General features: G+C 68.1%; 27 protein-coding genes. 12 read left to right on the top strand and 15 right to left on the bottom strand.

Translation table 11 applies throughout. The features are described 5' to 3' along the window. Positions 1 to 95: 95 nt before the first annotated feature. Complete coding sequence (locus ACWF82_RS10905) at positions 96 to 1,007, top strand: helix-turn-helix transcriptional regulator (RefSeq protein ID WP_452500150.1); 912 nt, start codon at positions 96 to 98, stop codon at positions 1,005 to 1,007. Here the strand turns inward: ACWF82_RS10905 and fusA (ACWF82_RS10910) are convergent. Beyond that, positions 994 to 3,075 (bottom strand): elongation factor G, encoded by a 2,082-nt coding sequence (gene fusA, locus ACWF82_RS10910; protein WP_452500151.1) that lies wholly within the window; start codon positions 3,073 to 3,075, stop codon positions 994 to 996. The genes ACWF82_RS10905 and fusA (ACWF82_RS10910) overlap by 14 nt on opposite strands. Positions 3,076 to 3,400: 325 nt before the next feature. Between fusA (ACWF82_RS10910) and ACWF82_RS10915 the strand changes: the two genes are divergently transcribed. Then, complete coding sequence (locus tag ACWF82_RS10915; RefSeq protein ID WP_452500153.1) at positions 3,401 to 3,829, top strand: PPOX class F420-dependent oxidoreductase; 429 nt, start codon at positions 3,401 to 3,403, stop codon at positions 3,827 to 3,829. 135 nt (positions 3,830 to 3,964) lie between these two features. After that, a complete protein-coding gene (locus ACWF82_RS10920) occupies positions 3,965 to 4,282 on the top strand; it encodes a nitroreductase/quinone reductase family protein (RefSeq protein WP_452500155.1) in 318 nt (105 codons plus the stop codon). Here ACWF82_RS10920 and ACWF82_RS10925 read toward each other — a convergent pair whose 3' ends face one another. The 8 genes from ACWF82_RS10925 to hppD form a co-directional block, all read right to left on the bottom strand. Then, positions 4,283 to 5,101, bottom strand: coding sequence for an alpha/beta fold hydrolase (locus ACWF82_RS10925; protein ID WP_452500156.1), 819 nt, complete (start codon positions 5,099 to 5,101; stop codon positions 4,283 to 4,285). A gap of 154 nt (positions 5,102 to 5,255) precedes the next feature. Continuing rightward, entirely contained in the window at positions 5,256 to 6,446 is a 1,191-nt protein-coding gene (gene tuf, locus ACWF82_RS10930; protein WP_452500158.1) for an elongation factor Tu, read from the bottom strand. A 114-nt stretch (positions 6,447 to 6,560) separates the two neighbouring features. Beyond that, positions 6,561 to 8,663, bottom strand: a complete 2,103-nt coding sequence (fusA, locus tag ACWF82_RS10935; protein ID WP_452500160.1) for an elongation factor G — start codon at positions 8,661 to 8,663, stop codon at positions 6,561 to 6,563. Between the two features lie 150 nt (positions 8,664 to 8,813). Next, positions 8,814 to 9,284, bottom strand: coding sequence for a 30S ribosomal protein S7 (gene rpsG / locus ACWF82_RS10940; RefSeq protein ID WP_019049358.1), 471 nt, complete (start codon positions 9,282 to 9,284; stop codon positions 8,814 to 8,816). A gap of 1 nt (position 9,285) precedes the next feature. Further along, positions 9,286 to 9,660: a 30S ribosomal protein S12 gene (gene rpsL, locus ACWF82_RS10945; RefSeq protein ID WP_019049359.1), complete on the bottom strand. Its 375-nt coding sequence runs from the start codon at positions 9,658 to 9,660 to the stop codon at positions 9,286 to 9,288. A gap of 273 nt (positions 9,661 to 9,933) precedes the next feature. After that, a complete protein-coding gene (locus tag ACWF82_RS10950) occupies positions 9,934 to 10,488 on the bottom strand; it encodes a DUF3558 domain-containing protein (RefSeq protein WP_452500161.1) in 555 nt (184 codons plus the stop codon). Next, a complete protein-coding gene (locus ACWF82_RS10955; protein WP_452500163.1) occupies positions 10,485 to 11,012 on the bottom strand; it encodes a DUF3558 domain-containing protein in 528 nt (175 codons plus the stop codon). Before ACWF82_RS10955 ends, ACWF82_RS10950 begins: the two co-directional genes overlap by 4 nt. Before the next feature lie 31 nt (positions 11,013 to 11,043). Continuing rightward, on the bottom strand, positions 11,044 to 12,189 hold the full coding sequence (gene hppD / locus ACWF82_RS10960; RefSeq protein WP_452500165.1) for a 4-hydroxyphenylpyruvate dioxygenase: 1,146 nt from the start codon (positions 12,187 to 12,189) through the stop codon (positions 11,044 to 11,046). Between the two features lie 140 nt (positions 12,190 to 12,329). Here hppD and ACWF82_RS10965 point away from each other — a divergent pair, with 140 nt between their 5' ends. Next, positions 12,330 to 12,845 carry an Lrp/AsnC family transcriptional regulator gene (locus ACWF82_RS10965; RefSeq protein WP_452500167.1) on the top strand — a complete coding sequence of 172 codons (516 nt, stop codon included), beginning with the start codon at positions 12,330 to 12,332 and terminating at the stop codon, positions 12,843 to 12,845. A gap of 20 nt (positions 12,846 to 12,865) precedes the next feature. On the opposite strand, the gene ACWF82_RS10970 is transcribed toward ACWF82_RS10965, so the two are convergent. Both ACWF82_RS10970 and ACWF82_RS10975 read right to left on the bottom strand, forming a co-directional pair. Continuing rightward, entirely contained in the window at positions 12,866 to 13,840 is a 975-nt protein-coding gene (locus ACWF82_RS10970) for an NADPH:quinone oxidoreductase family protein (RefSeq protein WP_379310386.1), read from the bottom strand. A 26-nt stretch (positions 13,841 to 13,866) separates the two neighbouring features. Beyond that, on the bottom strand, positions 13,867 to 15,525 hold the full coding sequence (locus ACWF82_RS10975; protein WP_452500169.1) for a protein kinase domain-containing protein: 1,659 nt from the start codon (positions 15,523 to 15,525) through the stop codon (positions 13,867 to 13,869). Between the two features lie 189 nt (positions 15,526 to 15,714). On the opposite strand from ACWF82_RS10975, the gene ACWF82_RS10980 reads away from it, so the two are divergent. Beyond that, positions 15,715 to 16,488 (top strand): acyl-[acyl-carrier-protein] thioesterase, encoded by a 774-nt coding sequence (locus ACWF82_RS10980; RefSeq protein WP_379310384.1) that lies wholly within the window; start codon positions 15,715 to 15,717, stop codon positions 16,486 to 16,488. 31 nt (positions 16,489 to 16,519) lie between these two features. Here ACWF82_RS10980 and ACWF82_RS10985 read toward each other — a convergent pair whose 3' ends face one another. Continuing rightward, entirely contained in the window at positions 16,520 to 18,187 is a 1,668-nt protein-coding gene (locus ACWF82_RS10985; RefSeq protein ID WP_452500171.1) for an FAD-dependent oxidoreductase, read from the bottom strand. Between the two features lie 156 nt (positions 18,188 to 18,343). On the opposite strand from ACWF82_RS10985, the gene ACWF82_RS10990 reads away from it, so the two are divergent. Beyond that, positions 18,344 to 18,835 carry a SixA phosphatase family protein gene (locus ACWF82_RS10990; protein ID WP_452500173.1) on the top strand — a complete coding sequence of 164 codons (492 nt, stop codon included), beginning with the start codon at positions 18,344 to 18,346 and terminating at the stop codon, positions 18,833 to 18,835. Between the two features lie 11 nt (positions 18,836 to 18,846). Here ACWF82_RS10990 and ACWF82_RS10995 read toward each other — a convergent pair whose 3' ends face one another. Then, positions 18,847 to 19,050: a hypothetical protein gene (locus ACWF82_RS10995; protein WP_452500175.1), complete on the bottom strand. Its 204-nt coding sequence runs from the start codon at positions 19,048 to 19,050 to the stop codon at positions 18,847 to 18,849. 48 nt (positions 19,051 to 19,098) lie between these two features. Between ACWF82_RS10995 and ACWF82_RS11000 the strand changes: the two genes are divergently transcribed. The 5 genes from ACWF82_RS11000 to ACWF82_RS11020 all read left to right on the top strand — a co-directional run bounded on the left by ACWF82_RS11000 (position 19,099) and on the right by ACWF82_RS11020 (position 22,617). Then, a complete protein-coding gene (locus tag ACWF82_RS11000) occupies positions 19,099 to 19,467 on the top strand; it encodes a VOC family protein (protein WP_452500177.1) in 369 nt (122 codons plus the stop codon). A gap of 88 nt (positions 19,468 to 19,555) precedes the next feature. Further along, the gene (locus ACWF82_RS11005; protein WP_452500178.1) at positions 19,556 to 20,020 is read left to right on the top strand and encodes a MerR family transcriptional regulator; all 465 of its coding nucleotides are present in this window, start codon (positions 19,556 to 19,558) and stop codon (positions 20,018 to 20,020) included. Next, complete coding sequence (locus ACWF82_RS11010) at positions 20,017 to 21,033, top strand: aldo/keto reductase (RefSeq protein ID WP_452500179.1); 1,017 nt, start codon at positions 20,017 to 20,019, stop codon at positions 21,031 to 21,033. The genes ACWF82_RS11005 and ACWF82_RS11010 overlap by 4 nt, the downstream gene beginning before the upstream one ends. Positions 21,034 to 21,298: 265 nt before the next feature. Further along, positions 21,299 to 21,631: a GNAT family N-acetyltransferase gene (locus tag ACWF82_RS11015; RefSeq protein ID WP_452500182.1), complete on the top strand. Its 333-nt coding sequence runs from the start codon at positions 21,299 to 21,301 to the stop codon at positions 21,629 to 21,631. After that, on the top strand, positions 21,628 to 22,617 hold the full coding sequence (locus tag ACWF82_RS11020) for a pirin family protein (RefSeq protein ID WP_452500184.1): 990 nt from the start codon (positions 21,628 to 21,630) through the stop codon (positions 22,615 to 22,617). Before ACWF82_RS11015 ends, ACWF82_RS11020 begins: the two co-directional genes overlap by 4 nt. Positions 22,618 to 22,657: 40 nt before the next feature. Here ACWF82_RS11020 and ACWF82_RS11025 read toward each other — a convergent pair whose 3' ends face one another. Further along, positions 22,658 to 23,137, bottom strand: a complete 480-nt coding sequence (locus ACWF82_RS11025; protein ID WP_452500186.1) for an SRPBCC family protein — start codon at positions 23,135 to 23,137, stop codon at positions 22,658 to 22,660. Then, positions 23,134 to 23,466 carry an ArsR/SmtB family transcription factor gene (locus tag ACWF82_RS11030; RefSeq protein WP_452500188.1) on the bottom strand — a complete coding sequence of 111 codons (333 nt, stop codon included), beginning with the start codon at positions 23,464 to 23,466 and terminating at the stop codon, positions 23,134 to 23,136. Before ACWF82_RS11030 ends, ACWF82_RS11025 begins: the two co-directional genes overlap by 4 nt. Positions 23,467 to 23,591: 125 nt before the next feature. On the opposite strand from ACWF82_RS11030, the gene ACWF82_RS11035 reads away from it, so the two are divergent. Beyond that, positions 23,592 to 24,848, top strand: coding sequence for an FAD-dependent oxidoreductase (locus tag ACWF82_RS11035; RefSeq protein WP_452500190.1), 1,257 nt, complete (start codon positions 23,592 to 23,594; stop codon positions 24,846 to 24,848). The last annotated feature ends 88 nt before the right edge of the window (positions 24,849 to 24,936 follow it).

Consider the following 24,936-nt stretch of genomic DNA (forward strand, 5'->3'; position numbering starts at 1 on the left):
ATCTGCGGCAGCCCGCCACCGGCAACCAGACCCGGTGATGGGTACACCTCGCAGGGATACCCGCCGGTCGGCCGCCGTGCCTACGATCGGAAGGCATGGAACTGGAAAGCCTGGGCGCGTTCCTCAAGACCCGCCGCGACCGGATCACGCCCGAGCGCATCGGGCTGCGGACCTACGGCGCCACCCGCCGGGTGTCCGGGCTGCGCCGCGAGGAGCTCGCGCAGCTGGCCGGTGTCAGCGCGGGGTACTACACGCGCCTCGAGCAGGATCAGGCGGGAACGGCATCCGCGCAGGTCATCGAGGCCATCGCGCGGGTACTGCGACTCGACGCCGCCGAGACCGCGCACCTGCACAACCTGGCCGGGCTGTCCGCGGCGCCGCGCCTGACCCGTGCCGAGCCCGAACGCGCGCACCCCAGGGTCCTCGCGCTGCTCGACGCGCTCGGCGACACCATGCCCGCCGTCGTCCTCGGCCGCCGCGGTGACGTACTCGCCTGGAACCGCAGCGGGCAAGCCCTGTTCGCCGAGCATCTGGACTTCGCCGCCCCCGCCGACCCCGAGCTGCGTCCGTCGATCCCGCGCATGTTCTTCCTTGACCCGCTCACCAGGGACCTGCACCGCAACTGGTCCGAGCTGGCGCGCATCCACGTGGCCTATCTGCGCCTCACCGCGGGCCGCTATCCCGCTGACGGCCATCTGGCCGAACTGATCGGCGAATTGTCCATGCGCAGTACCGAGTTCGCCGCCCTGTGGGCCGAGGGCGAAGTCGCCGACTGCACGGTCGGTGCCATGCACCTGCATCACCCCACCGTCGGGACCGTCGACGTCGACTACCAGGTGTGGCTGCAGCCGGACAGCCCCGACCATCGGCTCGAGGTCTACACCCCGCGCGACGCGGGCACGGCCGACGCGCTGCGGTTGCTCGGCCGTGCGGCAGTGAGTGCGAGTGACCCGGTGACGTCGCCTCCACTGGATACGACGCCACCGGGACCGGTCAGCGGGCGATGATCGACTCCGCGACGCCCGGTGGGACCGGGGCGTAGGAGTCGAACACCATGGAGTAGGTCGCTCGGCCGCGGGTCTTCGAGCGAAGATCCCCGATGTAGCCGAACATCTCCTGGAGTGGGGTCAGCGCGCGCACGACGTGGGCGCCGCCCCGCTGGGTGAGGTCGGTGACGCGACCGCGGCGGGCGTTCAGGTCACCGATCACCTCGCCGACGTACTCCTCGGGAGTGACGACCTCGACGGCCATCACCGGTTCGAGGAGCACCGGTTTCGCCTTCGCGACAGCGGCTCGCACCGCTGCCGCGCCTGCCATCCGGAACGCCAGGTCCGACGAATCCTGCACGTGGGCGGCGCCGTCGAGCAACGTCACCTTCACGTTCACCAGGGAGAAGCCGGCCAGCGCGCCGACGCGCAGCGCGTCCTGCGCGCCCGCGTCGACCGCGGGGATGTACTCCCGCGGTACGCGCCCACCCGCGACCCGGCTCTCGAATTCGTAGACCGCGCCGTCTTCGGCCACGTGCGGCTCCAGCGCGATCACCACCTTGGCGAACTGCCCGCGCCCACCCACCTGCTTGCGATGGGTGTACTCGAACAGATCCACCGCGGCGGTGACGGTTTCGCGATAGGCCACCCGTGGTGCGCCGATCTCGGCCTCGACCCGGAACTCCCGCTTCATCCGGTCGACCAGGATCTCCAGATGCAGTTCGCCCATGCCGCCGACGACCGTCTGGCCGGTCTCGGTGTCGACGTGCACGGTGAACGTCGGATCCTCCTCGGCCAGGCGAGCCAGGGCGACGCCGAGCTTGTCCTGATCCGCGCGGGTCCGCGGTGCGATCGAGACGGCGAGGACGGGGTCGGGGAAGGTCATCGACTCCAGCACGATCGGGGCGTTCCGATCGCACAGGGTGTCGCCGGTGCCCGTCTCCTTCAGCCCGATCACGGCACAGATCTGACCGGCCTGCACCCGATCGACGGCGATCTCGGTGCTCGAATGCATCTGGAACAGCTTGCCGATGCGCTCCTTTCGTCCGTTCGTCGAATTCAGGACGGCCGCACCGGGTTCGATGCGGCCCGAGTAGACCCGCAGGTACACGAGCTTGCCGAAGAACGGGTGCAGCGCGACCTTGAACGCCAGGGCCGCGAACGGCTCGGCGATATCAGGTGCGCGCTCGATGTTCTCCCCTTCCGGTGAGAAACCGTGCACAGCGACGACATCCAGCGGCGACGGCAGGTAGTCGACCACCGCGTCCAGCAGCGGCTGCACGCCGATGTTGGCCAGCGCCGAACCGCACAGGACCGGGTAGGCGCGCGCGTCGACCGTCATCGTGCGGATGGCGGCCTTGAGCTCGTCGACCGGGATCGCCGCGCCGGCGAGGTAGCGCTCCAGCACCGCCTCGTCGGCCTCGGCGACCGCGGCCACCAGTGCCTCGCGGTGCTGTTCGGCCTTGACGCGCAGGTCGTCCGGGATCTCGACGACCTCGAAACGCGCACCGCGGTCGGTATCGCCACGCCACACCTTCGCCGTCATCTCGACCAGGTCGACGATGCCTTCGAATTCACCCTCCGCGCCGATCGGCAGCTGAATCACCAACGGCCGCACGCCGAGTCGCTCCGCGATGGTCCGCACGGTGAAGGCGAAATCCGCGCCGAGCTTGTCCATCTTGTTGACGAAGCAGATCCGTGGCACGCCGTACCTGTCGGCTTGGCGCCACACCTGCTCCGACTGCGGCTCGACGCCCTCCTTGGCATCGAACACGGCGACAGCGCCGTCGAGTACCCGCAGCGATCGCTCCACCTCGACGGTGAAGTCGACGTGGCCCGGGGTGTCGAGGATGGTGATCTCGTGCTCGTTCCACCAGCAGGTGGTGGCCGCGGCGGCGATGGTGATGCCGTGCTCGCGCTCCTGGATCATCCGGTCCATGGCGGCGGTCCCGTCGTGGACCTCGCCGAGGGTGCGGGTGACGCCGGTGTAGAACAGCACCCGCTCGGTGGTGGTGGTCTTGCCCGCGTCGATGTGGGCGGCGATACCGATATTGCGCATGCGGGCGAGGTCGGCGCGTGGTCTGGTCATGGGAATCCCCCAGTGGGTCAGCTAGTTCGGTCGAAGAGTCGACGCTCGCCAGTTGTGCGTTCCACCGGACGGCACGGGCGTCGGATCACGCGGCGCCACACCGGCGCCCGAAGACCCGATGCGAACTAGTGCCGCGAATGCGGACGTGCCGTAACCATGGGACCAGTTCTACGCGGTCGGCCGCCCGGCTGTCGACGGGTTTTCCGCCTGCGGGTGTTCCGGGATGCGAGCCGGGCATAAATGCGGCACGACCACGGTTCGTCACAACGAGGGCCCGCCCGTGGTCCGGCGAGTCAGGCACTGTGCACCCCGAGGAGACCCACCGATGACAGCAGAGTTCGACCCGCAAGAACTGCTCGCGACGGCCAAGCTCGGCGTACTGGCCACGATCAAAGCGGACGGACGGCCACAACTGTCCCCTGTGACCCCGTATTACGACCGTGACGCCGGGATCATCTATGTCTCGATGACCGAGGGCCGGGCCAAGACGGCCAACCTCCGGCGGGATCCGCGGGCCGCCTTCGAGGTGACCGCGCCCGACGGCTGGTCCTGGGCCACGGCCGAGGGCAGCGTCACCCTCACCGGTCCCGGCACCGACCCGAACGGTCCCGAGGTGGAGGCTCTGGTCGCCTACTACCGTGCCGCCGCCGGTGAGCACCCGGATTGGAACGAGTACCGGGAGGTCATGGTTTCGGACCGCCGGGTGCTGATGGCGTTGAGCGTCGAACACGTCTATGGCGCCAAGATTCGCTGATCGCGCGGAATCGCCGCGGCGCCACAGACTCTCAGAGTTTCGTCAAGAACGCTCGCTACCGTGGGCGGCACGTACTCGTTCTTCACCACCAGGCGGGAGAGGCCGTTGAGTCAGGAATCGTTGTTGCGTCGGGGCTTGAGCGGGTTCAACGCCGGAGTGGTCGCGTTGACCGAGGCGCCGGTCGTCGGGAAGCTCCTCGGTGGGTCCTTCGCTCAGGTCAGCTACGTCGGCCGCCGCTCGGGGCGCACCTTCAGCACGCCGGTCAACTACCGCCGTTCCGGTGACGAGTATGTCATCGGGGTGGCCATGCCGGACAAGAAGAAGTGGTGGCGCAATTTCCTCGGCGAGGGCGCGCCGGTCACCCTGCGCATCGGTGGGGTGGACCGGCCGGGCCACGCGGTGAGCCATCGCGATGACCGTGGTCGCGTCACGGTTCGCGTCCGGCCTGCCTGATCAGGCCCCCTCCAGGAACGCGGTGACATCGGGCGCGAAACGCCGGTGCTTGATCGCGCCGAGGTGCGTGGTGTCGGGATAGATCACGAGGCGAGCGCCGGGGATGCCGTCGGCGGTGTGGCGGAAGGTGTCGACGGAGTAGTACTCGTCCCGGTCACCGCCGACGACCAGGGTCGGGGCCGTGATGTCGGCGAGCCTGCCGTCCAGATCGAACGCGTCCTCGGCGCGCACGAACGCGAGCGTGTCGGCCGGATTCTTCGGCCGCACCAGCGGATCGGCCAGCCACCCGACGGCACCGACCAGCCGCGCCTTGACCGGTGACTCGATCCCCTGGGTCACCAGATGTTGCAGGGCCCGCTTCCGCGCGGCCGCGGCCGTCGCGTACTTCATCTGCGACTCCCGCGCCGCATCCTCGAGCCGATACCCCGACGAGGCGACCACCAGCCTGCGCACCACCGCCGGATGATCGGCGGCCAGCTGCAACGCCAGCGATCCACCGGACGAGATCCCCAGTACATCGACCGGTTCACCGAATTCGGCCCGCAACGCCTCCGCATGCTCGCGCGCGATATCGCCCATCGTCGTCCCGACAGCCATCCCCGGCGCGCGATTCACCGCATACACCCGGAAATGCCTGGCCAGCGGCGCCATCGTCTTGACCTCGGAGCCCCGCATCCACCCCCGCGGATTGGCATGATCGGGCGTGAACCACCGCAAGAACACCAGCGGCCGCCCCGAACCGAACGCCAGATACGGCATCCCGTGTTCGAGGGTCCCCTCCGTGACGTCCAACTCCTGTTCGAGCGCAGCTCTACCCACGACGTCTCCGATCCCTTCGAATGCGCTACCGCCCCAAAGCTACCGAGCCCCACCGACAAACCACGATGACGGAGAGGGACAGCTGCCCCGGAAACGCCGAACGGCGCCGCTCCCGGGGGAGCGACGCCGTTGCGGAGTCAGTGAGTCTACAGACTCACTTGATGATCTTCGTGACGCGACCGGCGCCGACGGTGCGGCCACCCTCGCGGATCGCGAAGCGCAGGCCCTCGTCCATGGCGACCGGCTGGATCAGCTTGACGGACATCTCGGTGTTGTCACCGGGCATGACCATCTCGGTGCCCTCGGGGAGGGTCACAACGCCCGTCACGTCAGTCGTACGGAAGTAGAACTGCGGACGGTAGTTGTTGAAGAACGGGGTGTGGCGGCCGCCCTCGTCCTTCGACAGGATGTACGCCTGGCCCTCGAACTCCGTGTGGGGAGTGGTGGTGCCCGGCTTCACGACGACCTGGCCACGCTCGACATCTTCGCGCTTGATGCCACGAACCAGCAGACCGACGTTGTCGCCCGCCTGGCCCTGGTCGAGCAGCTTGCGGAACATCTCGATACCGGTGACGGTGGTCTTGGTGCTCTTCTCGCGGATGCCGACGATCTCGACTTCCTCGTTCACGTTGACGATGCCGCGCTCGACACGACCGGTGACGACGGTGCCACGACCGGTGATCGTGAAGACGTCCTCGACCGGCATCAGGAACGGGAGCTCGGTCTCGCGGACCGGGTCCGGGATCGACTCGTCGACGGCAGCCATGAGCTCGACGATGGCCTCAGCCCACTTCTCGTCGCCCTCGAGCGCCTTCAGACCGGAGACACGCACGACCGGCGCGTCCTCGTCGAACTCCTGCGAAGCCAGCAGCTCGCGGACCTCCATCTCGACGAGCTCGAGGATTTCCTCGTCGTCGACCATGTCCGACTTGTTCAGCGCGACCAGGATGTAGGGCACGCCGACCTGACGGGCGAGCAGCACGTGCTCGCGGGTCTGCGGCATCGGGCCGTCGGTGGCGGCCACGACCAGGATCGCGCCGTCCATCTGGGCGGCACCGGTGATCATGTTCTTGATGTAGTCGGCGTGACCGGGGGCGTCGACGTGCGCGTAGTGGCGCTTCTCGGTCTGGTACTCGACGTGGGAGATGTTGATCGTGATACCACGAGCCTTCTCCTCCGGCGCCTTGTCGATCTGATCGAACGCGAACGCGTCGTTCAGATCCGGGAACTTGTCAGCCAGCACCTTGGTGATCGCCGCAGTCAGCGTGGTCTTGCCGTGGTCGACGTGACCGATGGTGCCGATGTTGACGTGGGGCTTCGTCCGCTCGAACTTCGCCTTCGCCACTGTTGTCCTCCTGGACTAGTTAGTGCGTGCTTTTTTGCAGCAGTGCGGTTATTAAGGGGGGTCGTGCTGACGCCCGGTTGCCGGGGCCAAGCGTACTTGGCCCCGGCAAGCGAATTACTCGCCGGTCGCCTTGGCGATGATCTCCTTGGACACGTTGGCCGGAACCTCCGCGTACTGGGCGAACACCATGGAGTAGTTCGCGCGACCCTGGGTCTTCGACCGCAGGTCACCGATGTAGCCGAACATCTCCGAGAGCGGAACCAGCGCCTTGACGACACGGGCACCACTGCGTTCCTCCATAGCCTGAATCTGGCCACGGCGGGAGTTGAGGTCGCCGATCACGTCGCCCATGTAATCCTCGGGCGTGATGACCTCGACCGCCATGAGCGGCTCGAGGATCACCGGACCGGCCTTGCGGGCCGCTTCCTTGAGGGCCTGCGAGCCCGCGATCTTGAACGCCATTTCCGACGAGTCGACGTCGTGGTACGCGCCGTCGAGCAGGGTGACCTTCAGGTTCACCAGCGGGTAGCCGGCGAGCACGCCGTACTGCATGGCGTCCTGGGCACCCGCGTCGACCGACGGGATGTACTCACGGGGCACGCGACCGCCGGAGACCTTGTTCTCGAACTCGTAGTGCGCACCGTCTTCGCCGACGAAGGGCTCGACCGCGATGATGACCTTCGCGAACTGGCCGGAGCCACCCGTCTGCTTCTTGTGCGTGAACTCGAGCTTCTCGACGGCCTTGGTGATCGTCTCGCGGTAGGCCACCTGCGGCTTACCGACGTTCGCCTCGACCTTGAACTCGCGCTTCATGCGGTCGACGAGGATGTCGAGGTGGAGCTCGCCCATGCCGCCGATGACGGTCTGGCCGGTCTCGGCGTCCAGCTTGACCGAGAACGTCGGGTCTTCGCGCGCCAGCTTCTGGATCGCGGTGCCGAGCTTCTCCTGGTCGGACTTGGTCTTGGGCTCGATCGAGACCTCGATGACCGGGTCCGGGAACGTCATCGACTCGAGGACGACCTGGTTCTGCGGGTCCGAGAGGGTGTCACCGGTGGTGGTGTCCTTCAGACCGATCACGGCGTAGATGTGACCGGCGGAGGCGGTGGTGACCGGGTTCTCCTTGTTGGAGTGCATCTGGAACAGCTTGCCCAGGCGCTCCTTCTTGCCCTTGGTCGAGTTGACGACCTGCGAGCCGGAGTCGACCTTGCCCGAGTACACGCGGACGTAGGTGAGCTCACCGAAGAACGGGTGCACCGCGATCTTGAACGCCAGGGCCGCGAACGGCTCGTCGACGTTCGGCTTGCGGGTGACGAGCTCTTCTTCCTTGCCCGGGATGTGGCCGGTGGTGGCCTCGACATCCAGCGGGGACGGCAGGTAGTCGATGACCGCGTCGAGCATGGGCTGCACGCCCTTGTTCTTGAACGCGGAACCACACAGCACCGGGTACAGCTCGGAGTTGACCGTCATCTTGCGGATGGCGCCCTTGATCTCCTCGATCGAGAGCTCCTCGCCGCCGAAGAACTTCTCGAGCAGCGCCTCGTCCGACTCGGCGACGGTCTCGAGCAGTTCCTGGCGGTACTCCTCGGCCTTGTCCTTGAGATCGGCCGGGATCTCGATGACCTCGTACTCTTCGCCGAGCTTGGTCTCGCCCTTCCAGACCTTGGCGTTGTTCTCGACCAGGTCGACGATGCCCTCGAAGTCGTTCTCCGCGCCGATCGGCAGCTGGATGACCAGCGGCTTGGCACCGAGACGGTCCTTGATGGTCTGCACGGTGAAGTAGAAGTCCGCGCCGAGCTTGTCCATCTTGTTCACGAAGCAGATACGCGGCACGTCGTACTTGTCGGCCTGACGCCACACCTGCTCGGACTGCGGCTCGACACCCTCTTTGCCGTCGAACACGGCGACAGCACCATCGAGCACGCGCAGCGAACGCTCCACCTCGACGGTGAAGTCGACGTGCCCGGGGGTGTCGATGATGTTGATCTGGTTGTCTTTCCAGAAACAGGTGGTAGCGGCGGAGGTGATGGTGATACCACGCTCCTGCTCCTGCTCCATCCAGTCCATCGTGGCAGCGCCGTCGTGGACCTCACCGATCTTGTACGTGATACCGGTGTAGAAGAGGATGCGTTCGGTAGTGGTGGTCTTGCCCGCATCGATGTGGGCCATGATGCCGATGTTGCGGACCTTGTTCAGGTCGGTGAGCACGTCCTGTGCCACGGAAATCTTCCCCGCTCGTTAGCTAGTTGGAATTCTCGGGAACGACCCTGGTTCGGGTCGTCACAATGTCAACGCCGGGGGCGGCACCGAAGTGCCGCGTCCCGACTGAAAGCCTTCCGGCGCCGACACTAGCGACGGGCCGGGCGGCAATCACCAGCGGTAGTGCGCGAAGGCCCGGTTCGACTCGGCCATCTTGTGGGTGTCCTCGCGACGCTTCACCGAAGCGCCGAGGCCGTTGCTGGCGTCGAGGAGCTCGTTGGCGAGACGCTCGACCATGGTCTTCTCGCGACGGGCGCGGGAGTAGCTGACCAGCCAGCGCAGGGCCAGGGTGTTGGCGCGGCCCGGACGGACCTCGACCGGCACCTGGTAGGTGGCGCCACCGACGCGGCGGGGCTTCACCTCGAGGGCGGGCTTGACGTTGTCCAGCGCACGCTTGAGGGTGACGACCGGATCGGTGCCGGTCTTCTCACGCGCCTGCTCGAGAGCACCGTAGACGATGCGCTCGGCGGTGGACTTCTTACCGTCCAGCAGGATCTTGTTGACCAGCTGAGTGACCAGCGGCGACCCGTAGACCGGGTCGTTGATCAGCGGACGCTTGGGTGCGGGGCCCTTGCGTGGCATATCAGCTCTTCTCCTTCTTGGCGCCGTAGCGGCTGCGGGCCTGCTTGCGGTTCTTCACACCCTGGGTGTCCAGCGAGCCACGGATGATCTTGTAGCGGACACCGGGGAGGTCCTTCACACGACCGCCACGGACGAGCACCATCGAGTGCTCCTGCAGGTTGTGGCCCTCGCCGGGGATGTACGCCGTGACCTCGACTGCGCTGGTCAGGCGAACACGCGCGACCTTACGGAGCGCGGAGTTCGGCTTCTTGGGGGTGGTGGTGTACACGCGAGTGCACACGCCACGACGCTGCGGGCTCCCCTTCAGGGCCGCAGTCTTGGTCTTGGAGACCTTGTCGCGGCGACCCTTGCGGACCAGCTGGTTGATGGTTGGCATAGACCGGCTTTCCTTATTGGTAATTGCGGCTGTCGGAACACGTGTCTTCAGTTCATCGAGCTTTCACTCGCACGTCCGACCGTGTTTCCGTTTACCCGCGGTCGGGCGTGTCGCGCGCAGCTCAGGGCCCTTTTTCTGGGCACGCTGGAACGTTCCGGCCGCTTTCGCTGGCCTACGTTCACGCACGAACTTGCCCGTAGCAATCCGGGCACAGGGATCCACGATACCCGCGTGCCCGAATCCGGGTCAAAGCGGGGTGGACCGTCAAGGCTTCTACCGGGCCAGATCCAAGGTCAGCTCCACCAATTTCTGGGCGGCGACGCACGGATCCGGATGGGACGAACCCGGCTTGTAGTTGATCCACCAGCCGACGACCCCGACATCGGCGGCCGGGGCGGTGACCCCGCAGGAGTCGTTGTCGCCCGGCCTGCGCACCTGCAGCGCCCTGCGGCCCTGCACGGTGATGTCGCCGGTGAGATAGCCCAACTTGTCGTTGGTGGTCTTCTCGTTGTTCAGCGTACCCATCTCGTACCAGTTCAGAGTGGCCATGGCCGCGCCGCCGGGGGCGTCCTCGATCTCCCACATGCAGACGGCGCCGGTGAACGAGTCATCCACGTAGGTGGCGTTGCCGACGATCTCGCCGATCTTGTCGACGGCAACCACATCGCACTCGCGCAGCAGTTTGTCGAAGTCGGTATTGATCGTTTCACCGCCGCCACCGCCACCCAGCGGCTGCGCGTTGCCCTCGACCTTCTCCGCACAGCCGGCCAGCGCGGCGGTGAGCAGCAGCGCGGCCGTCGCGGCGAGCGCGACCCGGCGCGCGCTCACTTCAGCCGTCCCACGGTCAGCTCGGCCAGTTTCCTGGTCCGGTCGCACGGGTTGCCGCCGGTCGCGAACAGGCCGGTGGACATGGACCATTCGAAGAAGTCGTCGTCGAGCTGGACCGCGAGATCGCAGACGACGCCATCGGGGTCGACAGCCTGGAAACCAGGGCGACCGCCCACATCGATAGTCTGCGGATTGCGGCCGACGTTGGACACCCACGCCTTCTCGCGTTCGATCGGGCTGCCCCGATACGAGGCGAAGGTGACGCTCGGCGAACTCAAGCCGGCGGCCTGCCAGTTGCAGCCGGTCGCGTTCTTGAACACGCGCGAGATCTGGCCGAGGCCCGCGAGATTGCGGACTTCGTCGTCGGTGACGTGTCCGCATTCACCGACGAAAGGCCCCAGCGAGGCGACCTTCGGTGGTGGCCGGTTCGGGCCGGTCGGCGTATCGGAGTCGCCCCCCGATCCGCACGACGTCAGCATGACGACCAGGGCCATGCCGGTGATGATCGCCGAAGGGATCCGCATGCCATGAACTCTAATGGCTGCGCCGCCCGGCTCACAGATTGCCGCGAGCCTCCTGCTCGCGTTCGATGGCCTGGAAGAGGGCCTTGAAGTTGCCTTTTCCGAAGCCGAGTGAGCCGTGTCGCTCGATGAGTTCGAAGAAGACGGTCGGGCGGTCGGCGAGCGGACGGGTGAAGATCTGCAGGAGGTAGCCGTCCTCGTCGCGGTCGACCAGGATGCCGCGACGCTGCAACTCCCCCACCGGGACTCGCACGTGGCCGATCCTCGCGCGTAGTTCGGGGTCCTCGTAGTAGGTGTCGGGGGTCTGCAGGAATTCGACGCCTTCGGCGCGCAACGCGTCGACCGTGGCGAGGATGTCGCCGGTGGCCAGGGCGATGTGCTGGACGCCGGGGCCGCGATAGAACTCGAGGTACTCGTCGATCTGAGAACGCTTGCGGCCCACCGCCGGTTCGTTGAGCGGGAACTTGACCCGGTGGTTGCCGTTGGCGACGACCTTGCTCATCAGCGCGGAGTACTCGGTGGCGATGTCGTCGCCGACGAACTCGGCCATGTTCGTGAATCCCATGACGCTGCGGTAGAAGTCGACCCAGCGGTCCATCATGCCGAGCTCCACATTGCCGACCACGTGGTCGATCGCCTGGAAGAGCCGGGCGGTGCGCCGCTGATGGGTGGATGTGCGGGAGACATAGCCGGGCAGGTACGGCCCGTAGTACCCGGACCGGTCGACCAGCGTGTGCCTGGTCTCGCCGTAGGTGGCCAGCGCCGCGGAGCGGACGATGCCGAATTCGTCGCTCTCGTCGTGGGGTTCGACCAGGATCTGCGCGCCGTGGTCGCGCGCCCACGCGATACAGCGGTCGACATCGGGCACCTCCAGCGCGATGTCGACGACGCCGTCGCCGTGCCGGTCGTGGTGGGCGACCAGCGGACTGTCCGGATCGACCGCCCCCTGCACGACGAACCGCGCTCCCCCGCTGCGCAGCACGAACGACTTGCGGTCGCGATTGCCGGTCTCGGGACCGGAGTACGCATCCAGCCGCATCCCGAAGGCCGACTGCAGGAAGTGCGCGCTCTGGGTCGCGTTGCCGACGACCCACACCAGCGCGTCCCACCCGATCACCGGAAACGGATCGACGCTGTCGTCGTGCTCGATCAGCCCGACGAGCTGCTGCTCAATGGTCATGACCTAGGAAATCCCGTTCCGGGCGAGCTGGGCAACTACTCCATCGGAGGCTGAACAGGCTGACACAAGAAGCCACCGATCGCGGCCCGATGGTGGACAATTTGAATAGCACCTGACCGCGCAGACACGGAGGTCTTTCGATGCGTACGCCGGCGAAACTGGACGAACTCGATCTCGCGATCCTCACCGCGATGCACCAGTTCCAGAAGGCCGGGATCCTCGAGCTGTCGCGGCGCACGAAGGTCGCGCGGGCGACCGTGCAGGCCAGGATCAACCGGATGGAGGAGTCGGGGGTGATCGCCTCCTACGATCCGCAGATCGACGTGACCGCCGCCGGATTCGACGTGCAGGCCTTCGTGACGCTGGAGATCGCGCAGGGCGCGCTGGACACCGTCAGCGCCGAGCTCGAAGCCATCCCCGGCGTGCTGGAGGCCTACGCGACGACCGGCACCGGTGACGTGCTGTGCCGGATCGGCGCCGACTCACACGCCGGGCTGCAGGCGGTGCTGCTCAGCATCGATCGGACCACTTCGGTGGTGCGCTCCCACAGCGTGATCGTGCTGTCGACGGTGATCGCGCGGCGCACCATGCCGCTGCTGCGCACCCTGACCCCGGCGGGCACCGCGAAGGCCCCCGCCTACCGCGAGCCGCGCTGAGCCGGACCCCGCACACCCACTCAGCGCAGCTGCACGACCACCTTGCCGGTGGCGGTCCGGTTGTCCAGCGCCGCAACGGCTTCGGCGGTCTTTTCCAGCGGGTACAGGACCGGCTCTGGTGCGGGGATGGCGCCGGAGGCGAGCAGGGGTTCGACCTCGGCCCACTGTTCGGCGAGGTAGGTGGGGTGGCTCATCACCCATTCGCCCCAGGCCGCGCCGACGACCTCGACGTTCTTGAGCAGCAGGCGGTTCACCTTCACGGTCGGGATCTCGCCCGCGGTGAAACCGACGACCAGCAGCCTGCCGCCACCGGCCAGGCAGCGGATGCTGTCGGTGAAGCGATCGCCGCCGACGGGGTCGAGCACGATGTCGACGCCGCGACCGTCGGTGAGCTCCTTCACCGCGGCGAGCCAGCCTTCGGTCAGCACCACATCGGTCGCGCCGTTGGCCTTGGCCACCTGGGCCTTCGCCTCGGTGCTGACCACCGCGATCACCCGGCCCGCGCCGAGCGCCCTCGCCATCCGCAGGGTGGAGGTGCCGATGCCGCCCGCGGCGCCGTGCACCAGCACGGTCTCACCCTCGGTGATCCGGCCGCGCTTGGTCAGGCAGAAGTGGACGGTGAGGTCGTTGAACAGGATGCCGGCGCCCGCCTCGAGCGAGACGTTGCCGGGCAGCTTGAATACGGCGTGCTCGGGCGAGACGGCCACCTCGGCGACACCGTTGCCCAGCATGGTCAGCGCGGCGACGCGGTCGCCGGGACGCAGCGACGAACCCTCCGGCGCCGCGCGCACGACACCGGCCACCTCACCGCCGACGACGAACGGCAGGCCCGGTTTCATCTGGTAGAGCCCGCGCGTCATCAGCACATCGGGGAAGGCGATGCCCGCCGCGTGCACGTCGATCAGTACCCCGCCGGGATAGGCCACCGGCTCGGGCAGGTCGACGATCTCGATCGCCGACGGACCGTCCAACTTGCCGACCTGGGCTGCGCGCATGATCGAACAATATCCCGGCGAACCGGTCAGCGATGGGCGAATTCCGTGACCTGCTCGCTCGCCAGCACCGACCCGTCCTTGATGATCGTCAGGCCCGCGGGAGTGAGCTGATATCGGGTGCCGTCGGTCGGGTTGGTCGCGGTGAAACCGCCGCTGCCGGTGGGCACCGGGTCGTCGAGTTCGATGCCGAGACCGTTGCTTGCCCGTGCGCCCTTGTAGTAGTAGCGGTTGTCGCCGGTGTGGCAGATGATCACGCGCGAACCGGTGGTGCGCGCGATGGTCATCGCGGCGTCGTTGTCGTTGCAGCGCGGGCTGCCGTTGAGGAAGCCTTGGCCGTCGGCGCCCGAGACGCTCGACTGCAGCGGCGGCACGGTCGTCCTGGTCGGCGAGGGCGGTGAGGTGACGACCCGGGTGGTCGGCACGGTCTGGCTGACCGTCTCGATCTGCGGCGGCGGCGGGACGACGGCGCCGGTCGTCGTGTTCGGCGGATCGGCGACGGACTTCTTCTCGTCGCCGACGCCCAGCATCACCCATACCGTGGCGCCGACCGCGACGAGCACGATCAGCGCGCCCAGCGCACCGGCCAGGATCGGCGTCGACGAATTGCGTTGCGGTGGTAGCGGTAACGGCGCGGAGGGGTGGGTGTGGCCACCGACGCGGGCGGGCTGCGGGCTTGGCGTCGGATAGCCAGGCGGCGGCGTCCACTCCTGGTGCGCGGGGGCGGCGGGCGTGACCACGACCTGCGGCCCGGACACCGTGGGCGGGGGCGGCTCACCGGTGTCCCACGACCGCGGCGCGGGAACCACGGTCGCGGCCGCCACCTGCGGTCCCGGCGCCGTGCTCGGCGCCGATCGCTCGGCCTGCACGAGTGCCGCGCGGGCGGCGCGAGCCAGGTCGCCGGGGGTGGCATAGCGCTGCTGCGGCCGCTTCGCCATGCCGCGATCGATCACAGGGTCGAAGAAGGACAGTCCGGGGTCGACGGCGCTCGGCCGCGGCGGCGGCGCCATCTGATGTGAGCCGATCGCGCCGGCGAGGCTGTTGACCGGGTACGGAACCCGGCCGACCAGGGATTCGTAGAGCACGCAGGTGAGGGCGTAGGTGTCCACCGCCGCCGTCATCGGCTGGTCCTCGAACCGCTCCGGGGCCATGTACGCCATCGAGCCGACGGCGCTGCCGGTGCTGGTGAGCTGCGGGTCCGAGTCGGCGTGCGCGATACCGAAATCCACCAGGTAGGCGAACATGTTGCTGGTGAGCAGGATGTTGGCGGGCTTCACGTCACGGTGGACGAGGCCGATCTCGTGCGCGGCGTCGAGTGCGGCGGCGATCTGCTCCACCACCTGCACCGCCTCACCGGGCGTCAGCCTGCCGTGCTGCTGCAGGCGATCCTTGAGATCGCTGCCCTTGACCAGGCGCATGTCGATATAGAGGACACCGTCGACCTCGCCCCAGTCGTGCACCGGGATGACGTGCGGTTCCTGCACGCTCGCCATCGCGTGCGATTCCCGCCGGAACCGCTGCACGTAGACGGGATCCCTGGCCAGTTCGCGGTTGAGCACCTTGACGGCGACAGTGCGATTCTTGGAGGTGTCGTAGGCCTCGTAGACCTCCCCCATACCGCCGACTCCGAGGAGCCTGCGCATTTCATAGCGCCCGAACATCGAGCCCGCCATTGCCCCGCCGGCCATCCAAGCAGGCTACCGGGCGCGGGTCGCTCCTGTCATGTACGACAACGGGGTCGGCGCCGGCGCTGTGACCGCCACCTGGTACCGATAGTCCCGGCTCAGCGTGAGGGTGTGATCTGCGACCCGTAAAGTCGTCTGCAGAACTACGCAAGAAGTCGCGGCATACCCCGGTGCGCCGTGCAAGGAGCACACGTGTCACTCGATCAGCCACTGGCCCCGCTTCCCCAGGAGGGCATGGGTTTCGCCGCGGCGTGGCCCGTCCGGGCTGGCGATGTGGATCCCTATCAGCGGCTGCGCCTCGACGCGGTGGCGCGCTATCTGCAGGACATCTCCTGGGACGAGCTCCAGCAGACGGCACTGCATCGCACCGACCCGACCTGGATCGTGCGCCGCACCGTCATCGATGTCATCCGGCCGGTCACCTGGCCCGATCAGGTGCGCCTGACCCGCTGGTGCTCGAGCATGTCGACCCGCTGGACGAACATGCGCACCAGGATCACCAGCGACGGCGGCGGTCTGATCGAGACCGAGGGTTTCTGGATCAACCTCAGCGAATCGAGCAACCTGCCCGCCCGGATCAGCGACGAAGGCCTTGCCTACCTGGCCCGGTCCACCGACGAGCACCGGCTGCGCTGGCGGCCCTACCTCACCGATCCGGCGCCGCGCGAGTCCGACACCGATCTGCCCTTCCCGGTGCGCGCGACCGATATCGACCAGTACAACCACGTCAACCACACCTGCTACTGGCAGGCCGTCGAGCAGTTCCTGGTCGACTACCCGAAGCTGGTCGCCGGACCGCATCGCGCGGTGATCGAGTACGTGGCGCCGGTGCTGGCCCGCGAGCACATCACCGTGCGCGGGCGGTACGAGCCGGGCGACCGGACCGGTCAGCAGGTGCTGCGGCTGTGGTTCGTCGTCGGCGGCACGACCACCACCGTCGTGCGGATCATGCCGCTGCCGGAATAGCCCCGGCCCGTTTCCGAGCCGGGGCCATCCGCTAACCCTTCGCCGCTTTGAGCAGGTCGGCGCGAGTGGTGAACTTGACGCGCGGCCTGCCCGCGGCCTTGCCCGCGGACTTCTCGGCCTGGTCGATGGTCTTCCAGCCCTTGCGGTCGACCAGCTCCGGCTGCCGCTCGGCGAGCAGCGCCTGCAGCGCGGCCCGGTCACCGGTCGGCGCGGTGAGCTTGCCCGCGATGAAGTCGGCGATCACGGCTTCCACGGTCTCCTCGGCGTCGACCCGGTTGGAGCCGATCACGCCGCGCGGCCCGCGCTTGATCCAGCCGGACACGTACACACCAGGCACCGGCTCGGTCGCTTCGATGACCCGGCCGTGCTCGCTGGGCACGATGCCGCGCCGCTCGTCGAACGGCAGGCCCGCGACGGGCACACCGCGGTAGCCGATCGAGCGCAGCACCAGTCCGGTGCCGAGCGTCTCGGTGCGGTCGGTGGCGGTGGCCACCAATTGCCCGTTCTCCTCGGTCAATTCGTTGTGCGCGAATTCGATCGAGGTGACCTGGTCGTCGCCGTGCACCGCCGTCGGGGTCGTCAGGTAGCGGAAGGCGATCCGCTTGTGCGACGGGTCGTGCTGCACGGTCGAGTACTCCTGGGCGAGCTGATACTTCAGCCGCAGCGACGGCTCGATGTTCGGGTCGTCGAGGATGGCGCGACTGTGCGGGTCCAGCTCCATGTCGGCCGGGTCGACCACGACGTCGACACCCTTCAGGTGCGTCAGCGCCAGGAACTCCGGCGTGCTGTAGGCCGCCTGCAGCGGGCCGCGCCTGCCGAGGATCACCACCTCGCGGATATTGCTGCGGCGCAAAGCGTCCAGCGCGTGGTCGGCGATGTCGGTCTTGGCGAGCTCGTCCGGGTCGACGGTGAGCACGCGGGCGACATCGAGCGCGACATTGCCGTTGCCGACGATGACCGCGCGCTCGCCGGACAGGTCGAACTCGCGATCGGCGAAGTCGGGGTGGCCGTTGTACCAGGCGACGAACTCGGTGGCCGAATGGCTGCCGGGCAGATCCTCGCCGGGCACGCCGAGCTTGCGATCACTGGACGCGCCGACGGCGTAGATCACCGCGTGGTGGTGGTCGAGCAGCTCCTGGTGATCGATGTGCTCACCCACCTCGACGTTGAGGTAGTACTGCAGCGTCTCGCGGCGGAAAGCCGAGTCGAACATGTTCGCCACGCCCTTGGTGCCGGCGTGGTCGGGTGCGACGCCCGCGCGCACCAGACCCCACGGGGTCGGCAGGCGGTCGAACATCTCGACCTCGACATCGCTGCGCCGGAGCAGTTCGTCGGCGGCGTAGCACGCGGCCGGGCCCGCGCCGACGATCGCGACGCGCAGGGTTCCCAGCTCCTTGGGCGGACGTGTCGGCGTCGCCAGCGGATCGAAGTTCGACTCCAGCGGGTGGCGCTGGAAGTAGGCGGCGTTGATCTCGCGATACCTGGCCAGCGAGGCGAGCAGGTCGTCCTCGGAGAAGATGGCGTCCACCGGGCAGGCGTCGACACAGGCGCCGCAGTCGATGCAGGTGTCGGGGTCGATGTACAGCATCTCCGCCGTGGCGAACTCCGGCTGATCCGGAGTCGGGCGAATGCAGTCGACCGGGCACTCGGTGACGCAGCTGGCGTCGTTGCAACAACGCTGCGTGATGACGTAGGCCATAGGTGCAGATCCTCGAAATATGTGGTCGGTGGCTCGAGACGCCCTCCGCGGCGGGCCCGCGGCGGGTGTGCCACGAACACGTCTACGGTGACGTAGCTTTCAGTGTGCCTCGAGTGTGACCGCGACCTCACCCGCGGTCGGGATTACGGTTGTTCCATGGCGGCGACCCTCATCCTGATGCGGCACGGAAAATCGGCCTACCCCGAGGGCGTGGGCGACCACGCCCGCCCGCTCGCCCCGCGCGGACAGCGGGAAGCGGCGCTGGCGGGCGAGTGGCTGCGCACCACCCAGCCGCCCATCGATGCGGTCCGCTGCTCGACCGCCACGCGCACCAGGCAGACCCTGGCCGCCACCGGCATCGCCGCGCCGGTGGAGTACACCGACGACATCTACGAGGCCAGTCCGCACACCCTGATCGAGCTGATCCAGCTCACCGACGACGCGATCGAGACCCTGCTCGTCGTCGGGCACGTGCCCGGAATCCCGTGGACCGCTTGGGAACTGGCGGCCAACCGCGAGTCCGATCAGGCGACCGAGCTCAGCCGCAAGTTCCCGACCTCGGCGCTGGCCGTGCTCGAGTTCGACCGCCCGTGGGCGCAGCTGGATCCCGGTTCGGGCGAACTGACGCATTTCCATGTCCCACGCTGAGTCCTGGCGGGCTACTTGAGCAGCTTGCCGCCGACGACGATTCCGACAGCCAGTAGTGCGAGCAGCACGAGGGCGACGAAGCCGTTCGTCAGCGCCCACACCACGCCGAGTACCAACACCACCGGGGCCACCGCGATCGCGGTGATCACGGGGCTCTCTTTGACCGTCTCCCAGGCCGAGCGAGCCCTGATCCGGTCGATGTCCTTACCAGCCATGTGATCCACACTACGTTTCTGTCGGTCTTCGGTGCCATGCTGAACGGCATGGATTGGAAAATCGAACTCGTTGCCATCCCGGTCACCGACGTCGATCGGGCCAAGGACTTCTACACCAGTATCGGCTTCAACGCCGATCACGACCACACGCCGAGCCCGGACATCCGCTTCGTCCAGCTCACCCCGCCTGGCTCCGGCTGCTCGATCTGCATCGGCCGCGGCTTGACCAGCGCCGCCCCCGGCAGCGTCGAAGGCATGCAGATGGTCGTGCCAAGCGCGCAGCAGGCCTACGACCAGCTCGTCGCCGCTGGTGTGGAGGCCAGCCCGGTGCAGGACATGGGCTGGGGCCTGTTCACCTTCTTCGCCGATCCCGACGGCAACCGGTGGGCCGTCCAGGAGCTGCCGAAGTACACCTGAGTTCGTTCGTCCCGCGAGAATAAGTCTTGCTTGGAGTGCACTCCAGGTGGATAGCGTCGGTGGGGTTCCACGGGAAGGGACGAGCACGATGGATCAGGACGTGGCCCTGCGCACCAACAGCGGGGACGACGAGCGGGAGCGCCCGAAATACTCGATCGGCGAGGCCGCCGGGCGATCGGGCCTCAGTCGCGACACCCTGCGCTGGTACGAGCGGATCGGGCTGATGAGCTACATCGGCCGCGACCACTCCGGCAACCGCCGCTTCAGCGATCGCGACCTGGAGTGGCTGGTGCTGATCGGCCGGTTGCGGCTGACCGGCATGCCGGTCGCCGACATGATCCGCTACGCCGAACTGGTGCGGGCAGGCGAACAGACCTTCCCCGAGCGGCTGGCGATGTTCCGGCAGACCAGGTCCGACGTGCTCGACAAGATCGCGGAACTACAGCAGACCGTGGCCGTCCTCGACTACAAGATCGCCATCTACGAAGGCCGATCCGAAGTCGACCCGCCGGCCACGCTCACCGCGCACACGAGCGAAGGAACCGACACATGAGCACCACCGCGACACTGCCCACCGTCACCCTCGGCGCCGACGGCCCCGTGGTCGGCACGCAGGGCCTCGGCTGCATGGGCATCAGCGAGTTCTACGGCGACTCCGACCTGGCCGAATCGCGCGCCACCCTCGACCACGCGCTCGAACTCGGCGTCACCCTGTTCGACACCGCCGATGTCTACGGCTCGGGCCACAACGAGGAATTCCTCGCCGACTTCGTCCGGGCCAACCGGGAGAACCTGGTGATCGCCACCAAGTTCGGCATCGTCCGCAAGGCCGACGACCCGGCCTTCCGCGGCTTCGACAACTCCCCCGCCTACATCCGCGCCTCGGTCGACGCCAGCCTGCGCAGGCTCGGCATCGACACCATCGACCTGTACTACATGCACCGGCGCGACCCGGCCGTGCCGATCGAGGACACCGTTGGCACGCTGGCCGAACTGGTCGCGGCGGGCAAGGTGCGCGCGCTCGGTCTGTCCGAGGTGACCGGCGACGAACTGCGCGCCGCGCACGCGGTGCACCCGATCGCGGCGCTGCAGTCGGAGTGGTCGCTGTTCTCCCGCGATGTGGAGCGCACCGCGGTCCCCGCCGCCGCCGAACTCGGCGTGGCCTTCGTGCCGTACTCGCCGCTCGGCCGCGGCTTCCTCACCGGCGCGTTCCGCACCGCGAACGATTTGAGCGACAAGGATTTCCGCCAGTTCCAGCCACGGTTCACCGGCGACAACGCCGAGCACAACGCCGAACTGCTCGCCCCGCTGGCCGCGATCGCCACGGCACACGGGATCACCCAGGCCCAGGCCGCCCTGGCCTGGGTGCACGCCCGCGCCGAGGTGCACGGTCTCGCGGTGGTGCCGATCCCCGGCACGCGCAAGCGCAGCAGGCTGGCCGAGAACGTCGCGGCGGCCACCGTGCGCCTCACCGCCGACGAACTCGCGACTCTGGAGCCGATCGCCGGACAAGTGGCGGGCAACCGGTACGCCGACATGTCCTTCACCTCGGCCGGCCGGGAGTAGCGTCCGCCGCGCCGCGGCTCCGACGGGCCGCGGCGCACCGGGCTCGCATCGCGCTAGGGTGACCGAAGGCGCCGTGCTCGGCCTGGCCGAGGCGGTCATCCCCGCCCGAGGAAGATCGCGCCGACCGGGAATACCCGATCGCGCGCGAGCAGTTGGTCCGATGCACAGATCTCGGTGATCGTCTCCGATCGCCGACGCGATCGGCGCGTCCACTGCGTGTCGATCCTGAGCGCACCCTGTTCGGGTGCGGAAGGAGCGCAAGGAGATGCCTGAGACCACCCCGGCAGCGCAGTCTGGTTCGACCGAGCCGCAGGTCGTGCGCAATGCGGACAAGGACCGCTACGACGTGTTCTACGACGGCGAGCTCGCCGGTTTCGCCGAGTACGTCGAGCGCGACAACGACACCGATTTCGTCCACACCGAAATCGACGACGCCTACGCGGGCAAGGGCCTGGGCAGCGTGCTCGCCAAGTACGCCGTCGAGGACGTGATCGAGCGCGGCCGCACCATCACCGCGCACTGCCCGTTCATCCGCGGCTGGCTCGACAAGCACCCCCAGTACGACGCGCACGTGGTGGGCAAGGGTCTCTTGCCGTGAGCGATCTGGAGGCCGATCCCGCCGAGGCGCTGTGTGAGCCGTCGCCGAGTCCGGGACCGATCACCGAGCTGTACCCCGCCAGGGAGGTACCGCTCGGCGGCGTCCGCGGCGTGTACGTGGAACGCACACTGCCGCAACGTGATCTGCCGACCGTCGGCGCGTGGTGTTTTCTCGACCGATTCGGCTCGCCGACCGTCACGCGGACCGGGGCCTCCCCCGATATCCTGCCCCACCCGCATATCGGGTTGCAGACGGTGACCTGGCCGTTCGACGGCCGGATCCGGCACCGCGATTCGGTGGGCTCCAATGTCGAGATCGAACCGGGTCAGCTGAACCTGATGACCTCGGGTCGCGGCATCGCGCATTCGGAGTTCGGCGTTCCCGGCGCGCACGCGGGCAACGGCCTGCAACTGTGGATCGCCTTGCCCGGCACCGCGACCGGGGTCGAACCGCATTTCGAGCAGCATCGCGAGCTGCCCGTGTACGAGGAGCCGGGGCTGCGGGCCACCGTCCTGATCGGCTCGCTCGGCGGGGTCACCTCACCGGCGAAGGCCTACACCCCGATCGTGGGGGCCGACATCGTGCTCGATCCCGGTGCCGAGGCGCGATTGCCGCTGGAACGGGCCTTCGAGCACGCGGTGCTGGTGATCGAGGGCACGGTGCGGGTGGACGGCGCCGAGCTCACCGCGGGCCCGCTGCTGTACCTGGGCACGGACCGCGCCGAGTTGCTTCTGGAGAGCACCGCCGGCGCGCACTTCGCGCTGATCGGCGGCGAACCGTTCGCCGAAGAGCTGGTGATGTGGTGGAACTTCGTCGGCCGCAGTCACGACGAGATCGTCGCGGCCCGCGAGGCGTGGGAAGCCAACGACACCAGCCGTTTCGCCGAGGTGATCGGGCACTCGCCCGAGGAGCGGATTCCCGCGCCGCCGCTACCGCCGCTGCGCTTGAAGCCACGCAAGCGGGCCACCGGCTGCACCCACCGCTGATCCGGCACCGCCTTCCCCGCGGCGCCGGATCGACCGGTACTCAGCGACCTTCGGCGAGCAGTGCGTCGAGGGCGCGGTAGCTGTCGTTGAGGCCGACTTCCATCCCGGAGGCGAGCATGCCGGCGCATTCGTCGGCGGTGTGGAAGATGCTGTCGGTGACCACGCGGGTGCGGCCGTTGCCGAGGTCGACGAAGGTCGTCGAGTCGATCGAGATGTGCGCGGGCATGCCGTCCCATTCGAAGGACTGCACGATCTTCTCCTTCGGGGTGATCTCCCGGAAGCGGCCCTCGAAACCGTAGGACTCGTCGCCCTCGTGCTCGACGAAGCGCCAGTGCCCGCCCTTGCGGAATTCCCAGCGCTCGATGTCGAGCTCGTGACCGCGGCCCCACCAGCGCGAGACCTGCTCGACGCGGCTGTAGGCGTTCCACACCCGGTCCAGCGGTGCGTCGAAATCGCGTTCGATGTGCAGTTCGCGGTCCGAGGTCGAGGTGATGACCGCGTCGTTGGTGGTTGTGCTCATTGCTCTGGCTCCGATCGTTGCAGGAATTCACCGAGACGGTCCATCCGGGCTTCGAGCATCTGCCGATAACCCTGCATCCAGGCCACCTCCCGATCGAAGACGTGCTCGCCGATCCGGCAGTACCGGACCCGCCCACGCTTCTCGGTGACCACCATGCCCGCGTCCTCGAGCAACCCGACGTGCTTCTTGATGCCGGTCAGGGTCATCTCGAACCGCTCGGCCAACTCGCTGATACTCGCGGGCCCACGACCGAGGTGCTCGAGTATCCCCCGCCGAGTGGGGTCCGCGAGCGCCCCGAACGAGGCATTCAGGAATTCATACTGAACCATCTAGTTCAGTATTGCGCGCGCCGCGGCGGGCGTCAAGGGTCGCCTGGCATTTCCGAAAACCCTGGACCCGCCCCGGGATTTGCTACTACGCTTCGTCGTAGACAATGACGTTCGAGGGGGATTTCATGGACAAGACCACGTGCTGCGTCGTCGGCGGCGGGCCGGCCGGAACGATGGCGGGCCTGCTGCTGGCCAGGGCGGGCGTCGAGGTCACCGTGCTGGAGAAGCACCCCGACTTCCTACGCGATTTCCGCGGCGACACGGTCCACCCGTCGACCGTACGGCTGCTCGACGAGCTCGGGCTCGGCGACGAGTTCGCCCGGCTGCCACAGTCCGCGCTCACCAGGATGTGCATGTACGCCGGCGATCGCATGGTCGTCGCCGCCGACCTCACCCGGATCCCGGGCCGGTACCGCCACATCGCGATGGTGCCGCAGTGGGACTTCCTCGATCTGCTGGTGAGCGCCGCCGCCGTGGAACCCACGTTCACCCTGCGGATGCGGTCGACCGTCACCGGGCTGCTCCACGAGTCCGACGCGGTCACCGGCGTGCGCTACCGCGATGCCGACGGCGCCGACCACGAACTGCGCGCCGATCTCGTAATCGCCTGCGACGGACGTGATTCCGTGGCTCGCGAGGCGGCGGGCCTGCGGCAGCGGATGGAGGACGTGCCCATGGACATGTGGTTCTTCCGCATCCCGAAGGCCACGGACGACACCGAGGGCGACGCCAGCCAGGCCCGCTTCACCAGCGGAAACTCGGCGGTCGCGATCGATCGGGGCGACTACTACCAGACCGGCTACATCATCGAGAAGGGTCGCGACGCGACACTGCGCGCCGCCCACGATGTGCGGTGGCTGCGGGACCGAGTCACCGAACTGTTCGGCTGGCCCGCCGAGGCGACCGCGGCGATCGAGTCGTGGGACGACGTCAAGCTGCTCGAGGTGACCGTCGGCATGCTCGAACGCTGGTACGTGCCCGGCCTGCTGTGCATCGGCGATGCCGCGCACACGATGTCGCCGGTCGGCGGTGTCGGCGTCAACCTCGCCGTGCAGGATGCCGTCGCGGCCGCGCGCATCCTCGCCAAGCCGCTGCTCGACGGCACGGTGCGGACCGCCGACCTGGAGAAGGTGCAGCGCAGGCGGATGCTGCCCGCCAGCTTCACCCAGCGCTCCCAGCGCGGCGAGCACGACATGCTCATCGCCCCCGCGCTCCGCGGTGAGCTGCGCACCGCCCCGCTGCCGCTGCGGGCCGTCGACGCTGTGCCGATACTCGCCGGACTCGTCGCCTACCTCGGCGGGATCGGGATCCGCCCGGAACACGCACCGGATTTCGCCCGCCGCCCACCGAGCGGGGCAGACCGCCCCGCTGCGGCCCGCTGACCGTGCGGAACCATCTCGGCGATCGGACCCGAAGACCGACCGCGCCCTTGTGATCCGCGTGACGCCGACGCCGAACGGCCTCGCGACA

The organism is Nocardia sp. NPDC055053 (assembly GCF_053608285.1).

What these genes read in the sequence shown, in the direction of transcription:
- ACWF82_RS10905 (WP_452500150.1), top strand. Translation starts at nt 96, where the DNA reads ATGGAACTGGAAAGCCTGGGCGCGTTCCTCAAGACCCGCCGCGACCGG.
- ACWF82_RS11010 (WP_452500179.1), top strand. Translation starts at nt 20,017, where the DNA reads ATGAGCACCACCGCGACACTGCCCACCGTCACCCTCGGCGCCGACGGC.
- fusA (WP_452500151.1), bottom strand. Translation starts at nt 3,075, where the DNA reads ATGACCAGACCACGCGCCGACCTCGCCCGCATGCGCAATATCGGTATC.
- ACWF82_RS11000 (WP_452500177.1), top strand. Translation starts at nt 19,099, where the DNA reads ATGGATTGGAAAATCGAACTCGTTGCCATCCCGGTCACCGACGTCGAT.
- ACWF82_RS11005 (WP_452500178.1), top strand. Translation starts at nt 19,556, where the DNA reads ATGGATCAGGACGTGGCCCTGCGCACCAACAGCGGGGACGACGAGCGG.
- ACWF82_RS10965 (WP_452500167.1), top strand. Translation starts at nt 12,330, where the DNA reads ATGCGTACGCCGGCGAAACTGGACGAACTCGATCTCGCGATCCTCACC.
- ACWF82_RS11030 (WP_452500188.1), bottom strand. Translation starts at nt 23,466, where the DNA reads ATGGTTCAGTATGAATTCCTGAATGCCTCGTTCGGGGCGCTCGCGGAC.
- hppD (WP_452500165.1), bottom strand. Translation starts at nt 12,189, where the DNA reads ATGACCATTGAGCAGCAGCTCGTCGGGCTGATCGAGCACGACGACAGC.
- ACWF82_RS11015 (WP_452500182.1), top strand. Translation starts at nt 21,299, where the DNA reads ATGCCTGAGACCACCCCGGCAGCGCAGTCTGGTTCGACCGAGCCGCAG.
- ACWF82_RS10975 (WP_452500169.1), bottom strand. Translation starts at nt 15,525, where the DNA reads ATGGCCGGCGGGGCAATGGCGGGCTCGATGTTCGGGCGCTATGAAATG.
- ACWF82_RS11035 (WP_452500190.1), top strand. Translation starts at nt 23,592, where the DNA reads ATGGACAAGACCACGTGCTGCGTCGTCGGCGGCGGGCCGGCCGGAACG.
- ACWF82_RS11025 (WP_452500186.1), bottom strand. Translation starts at nt 23,137, where the DNA reads ATGAGCACAACCACCAACGACGCGGTCATCACCTCGACCTCGGACCGC.
- ACWF82_RS10990 (WP_452500173.1), top strand. Translation starts at nt 18,344, where the DNA reads ATGGCGGCGACCCTCATCCTGATGCGGCACGGAAAATCGGCCTACCCC.
- rpsG (WP_019049358.1), bottom strand. Translation starts at nt 9,284, where the DNA reads ATGCCACGCAAGGGCCCCGCACCCAAGCGTCCGCTGATCAACGACCCG.
- ACWF82_RS10915 (WP_452500153.1), top strand. Translation starts at nt 3,401, where the DNA reads ATGACAGCAGAGTTCGACCCGCAAGAACTGCTCGCGACGGCCAAGCTC.
- rpsL (WP_019049359.1), bottom strand. Translation starts at nt 9,660, where the DNA reads ATGCCAACCATCAACCAGCTGGTCCGCAAGGGTCGCCGCGACAAGGTC.
- ACWF82_RS10970 (WP_379310386.1), bottom strand. Translation starts at nt 13,840, where the DNA reads ATGCGCGCAGCCCAGGTCGGCAAGTTGGACGGTCCGTCGGCGATCGAG.
- ACWF82_RS10955 (WP_452500163.1), bottom strand. Translation starts at nt 11,012, where the DNA reads ATGCGGATCCCTTCGGCGATCATCACCGGCATGGCCCTGGTCGTCATG.
- ACWF82_RS10995 (WP_452500175.1), bottom strand. Translation starts at nt 19,050, where the DNA reads ATGGCTGGTAAGGACATCGACCGGATCAGGGCTCGCTCGGCCTGGGAG.
- ACWF82_RS10985 (WP_452500171.1), bottom strand. Translation starts at nt 18,187, where the DNA reads ATGGCCTACGTCATCACGCAGCGTTGTTGCAACGACGCCAGCTGCGTC.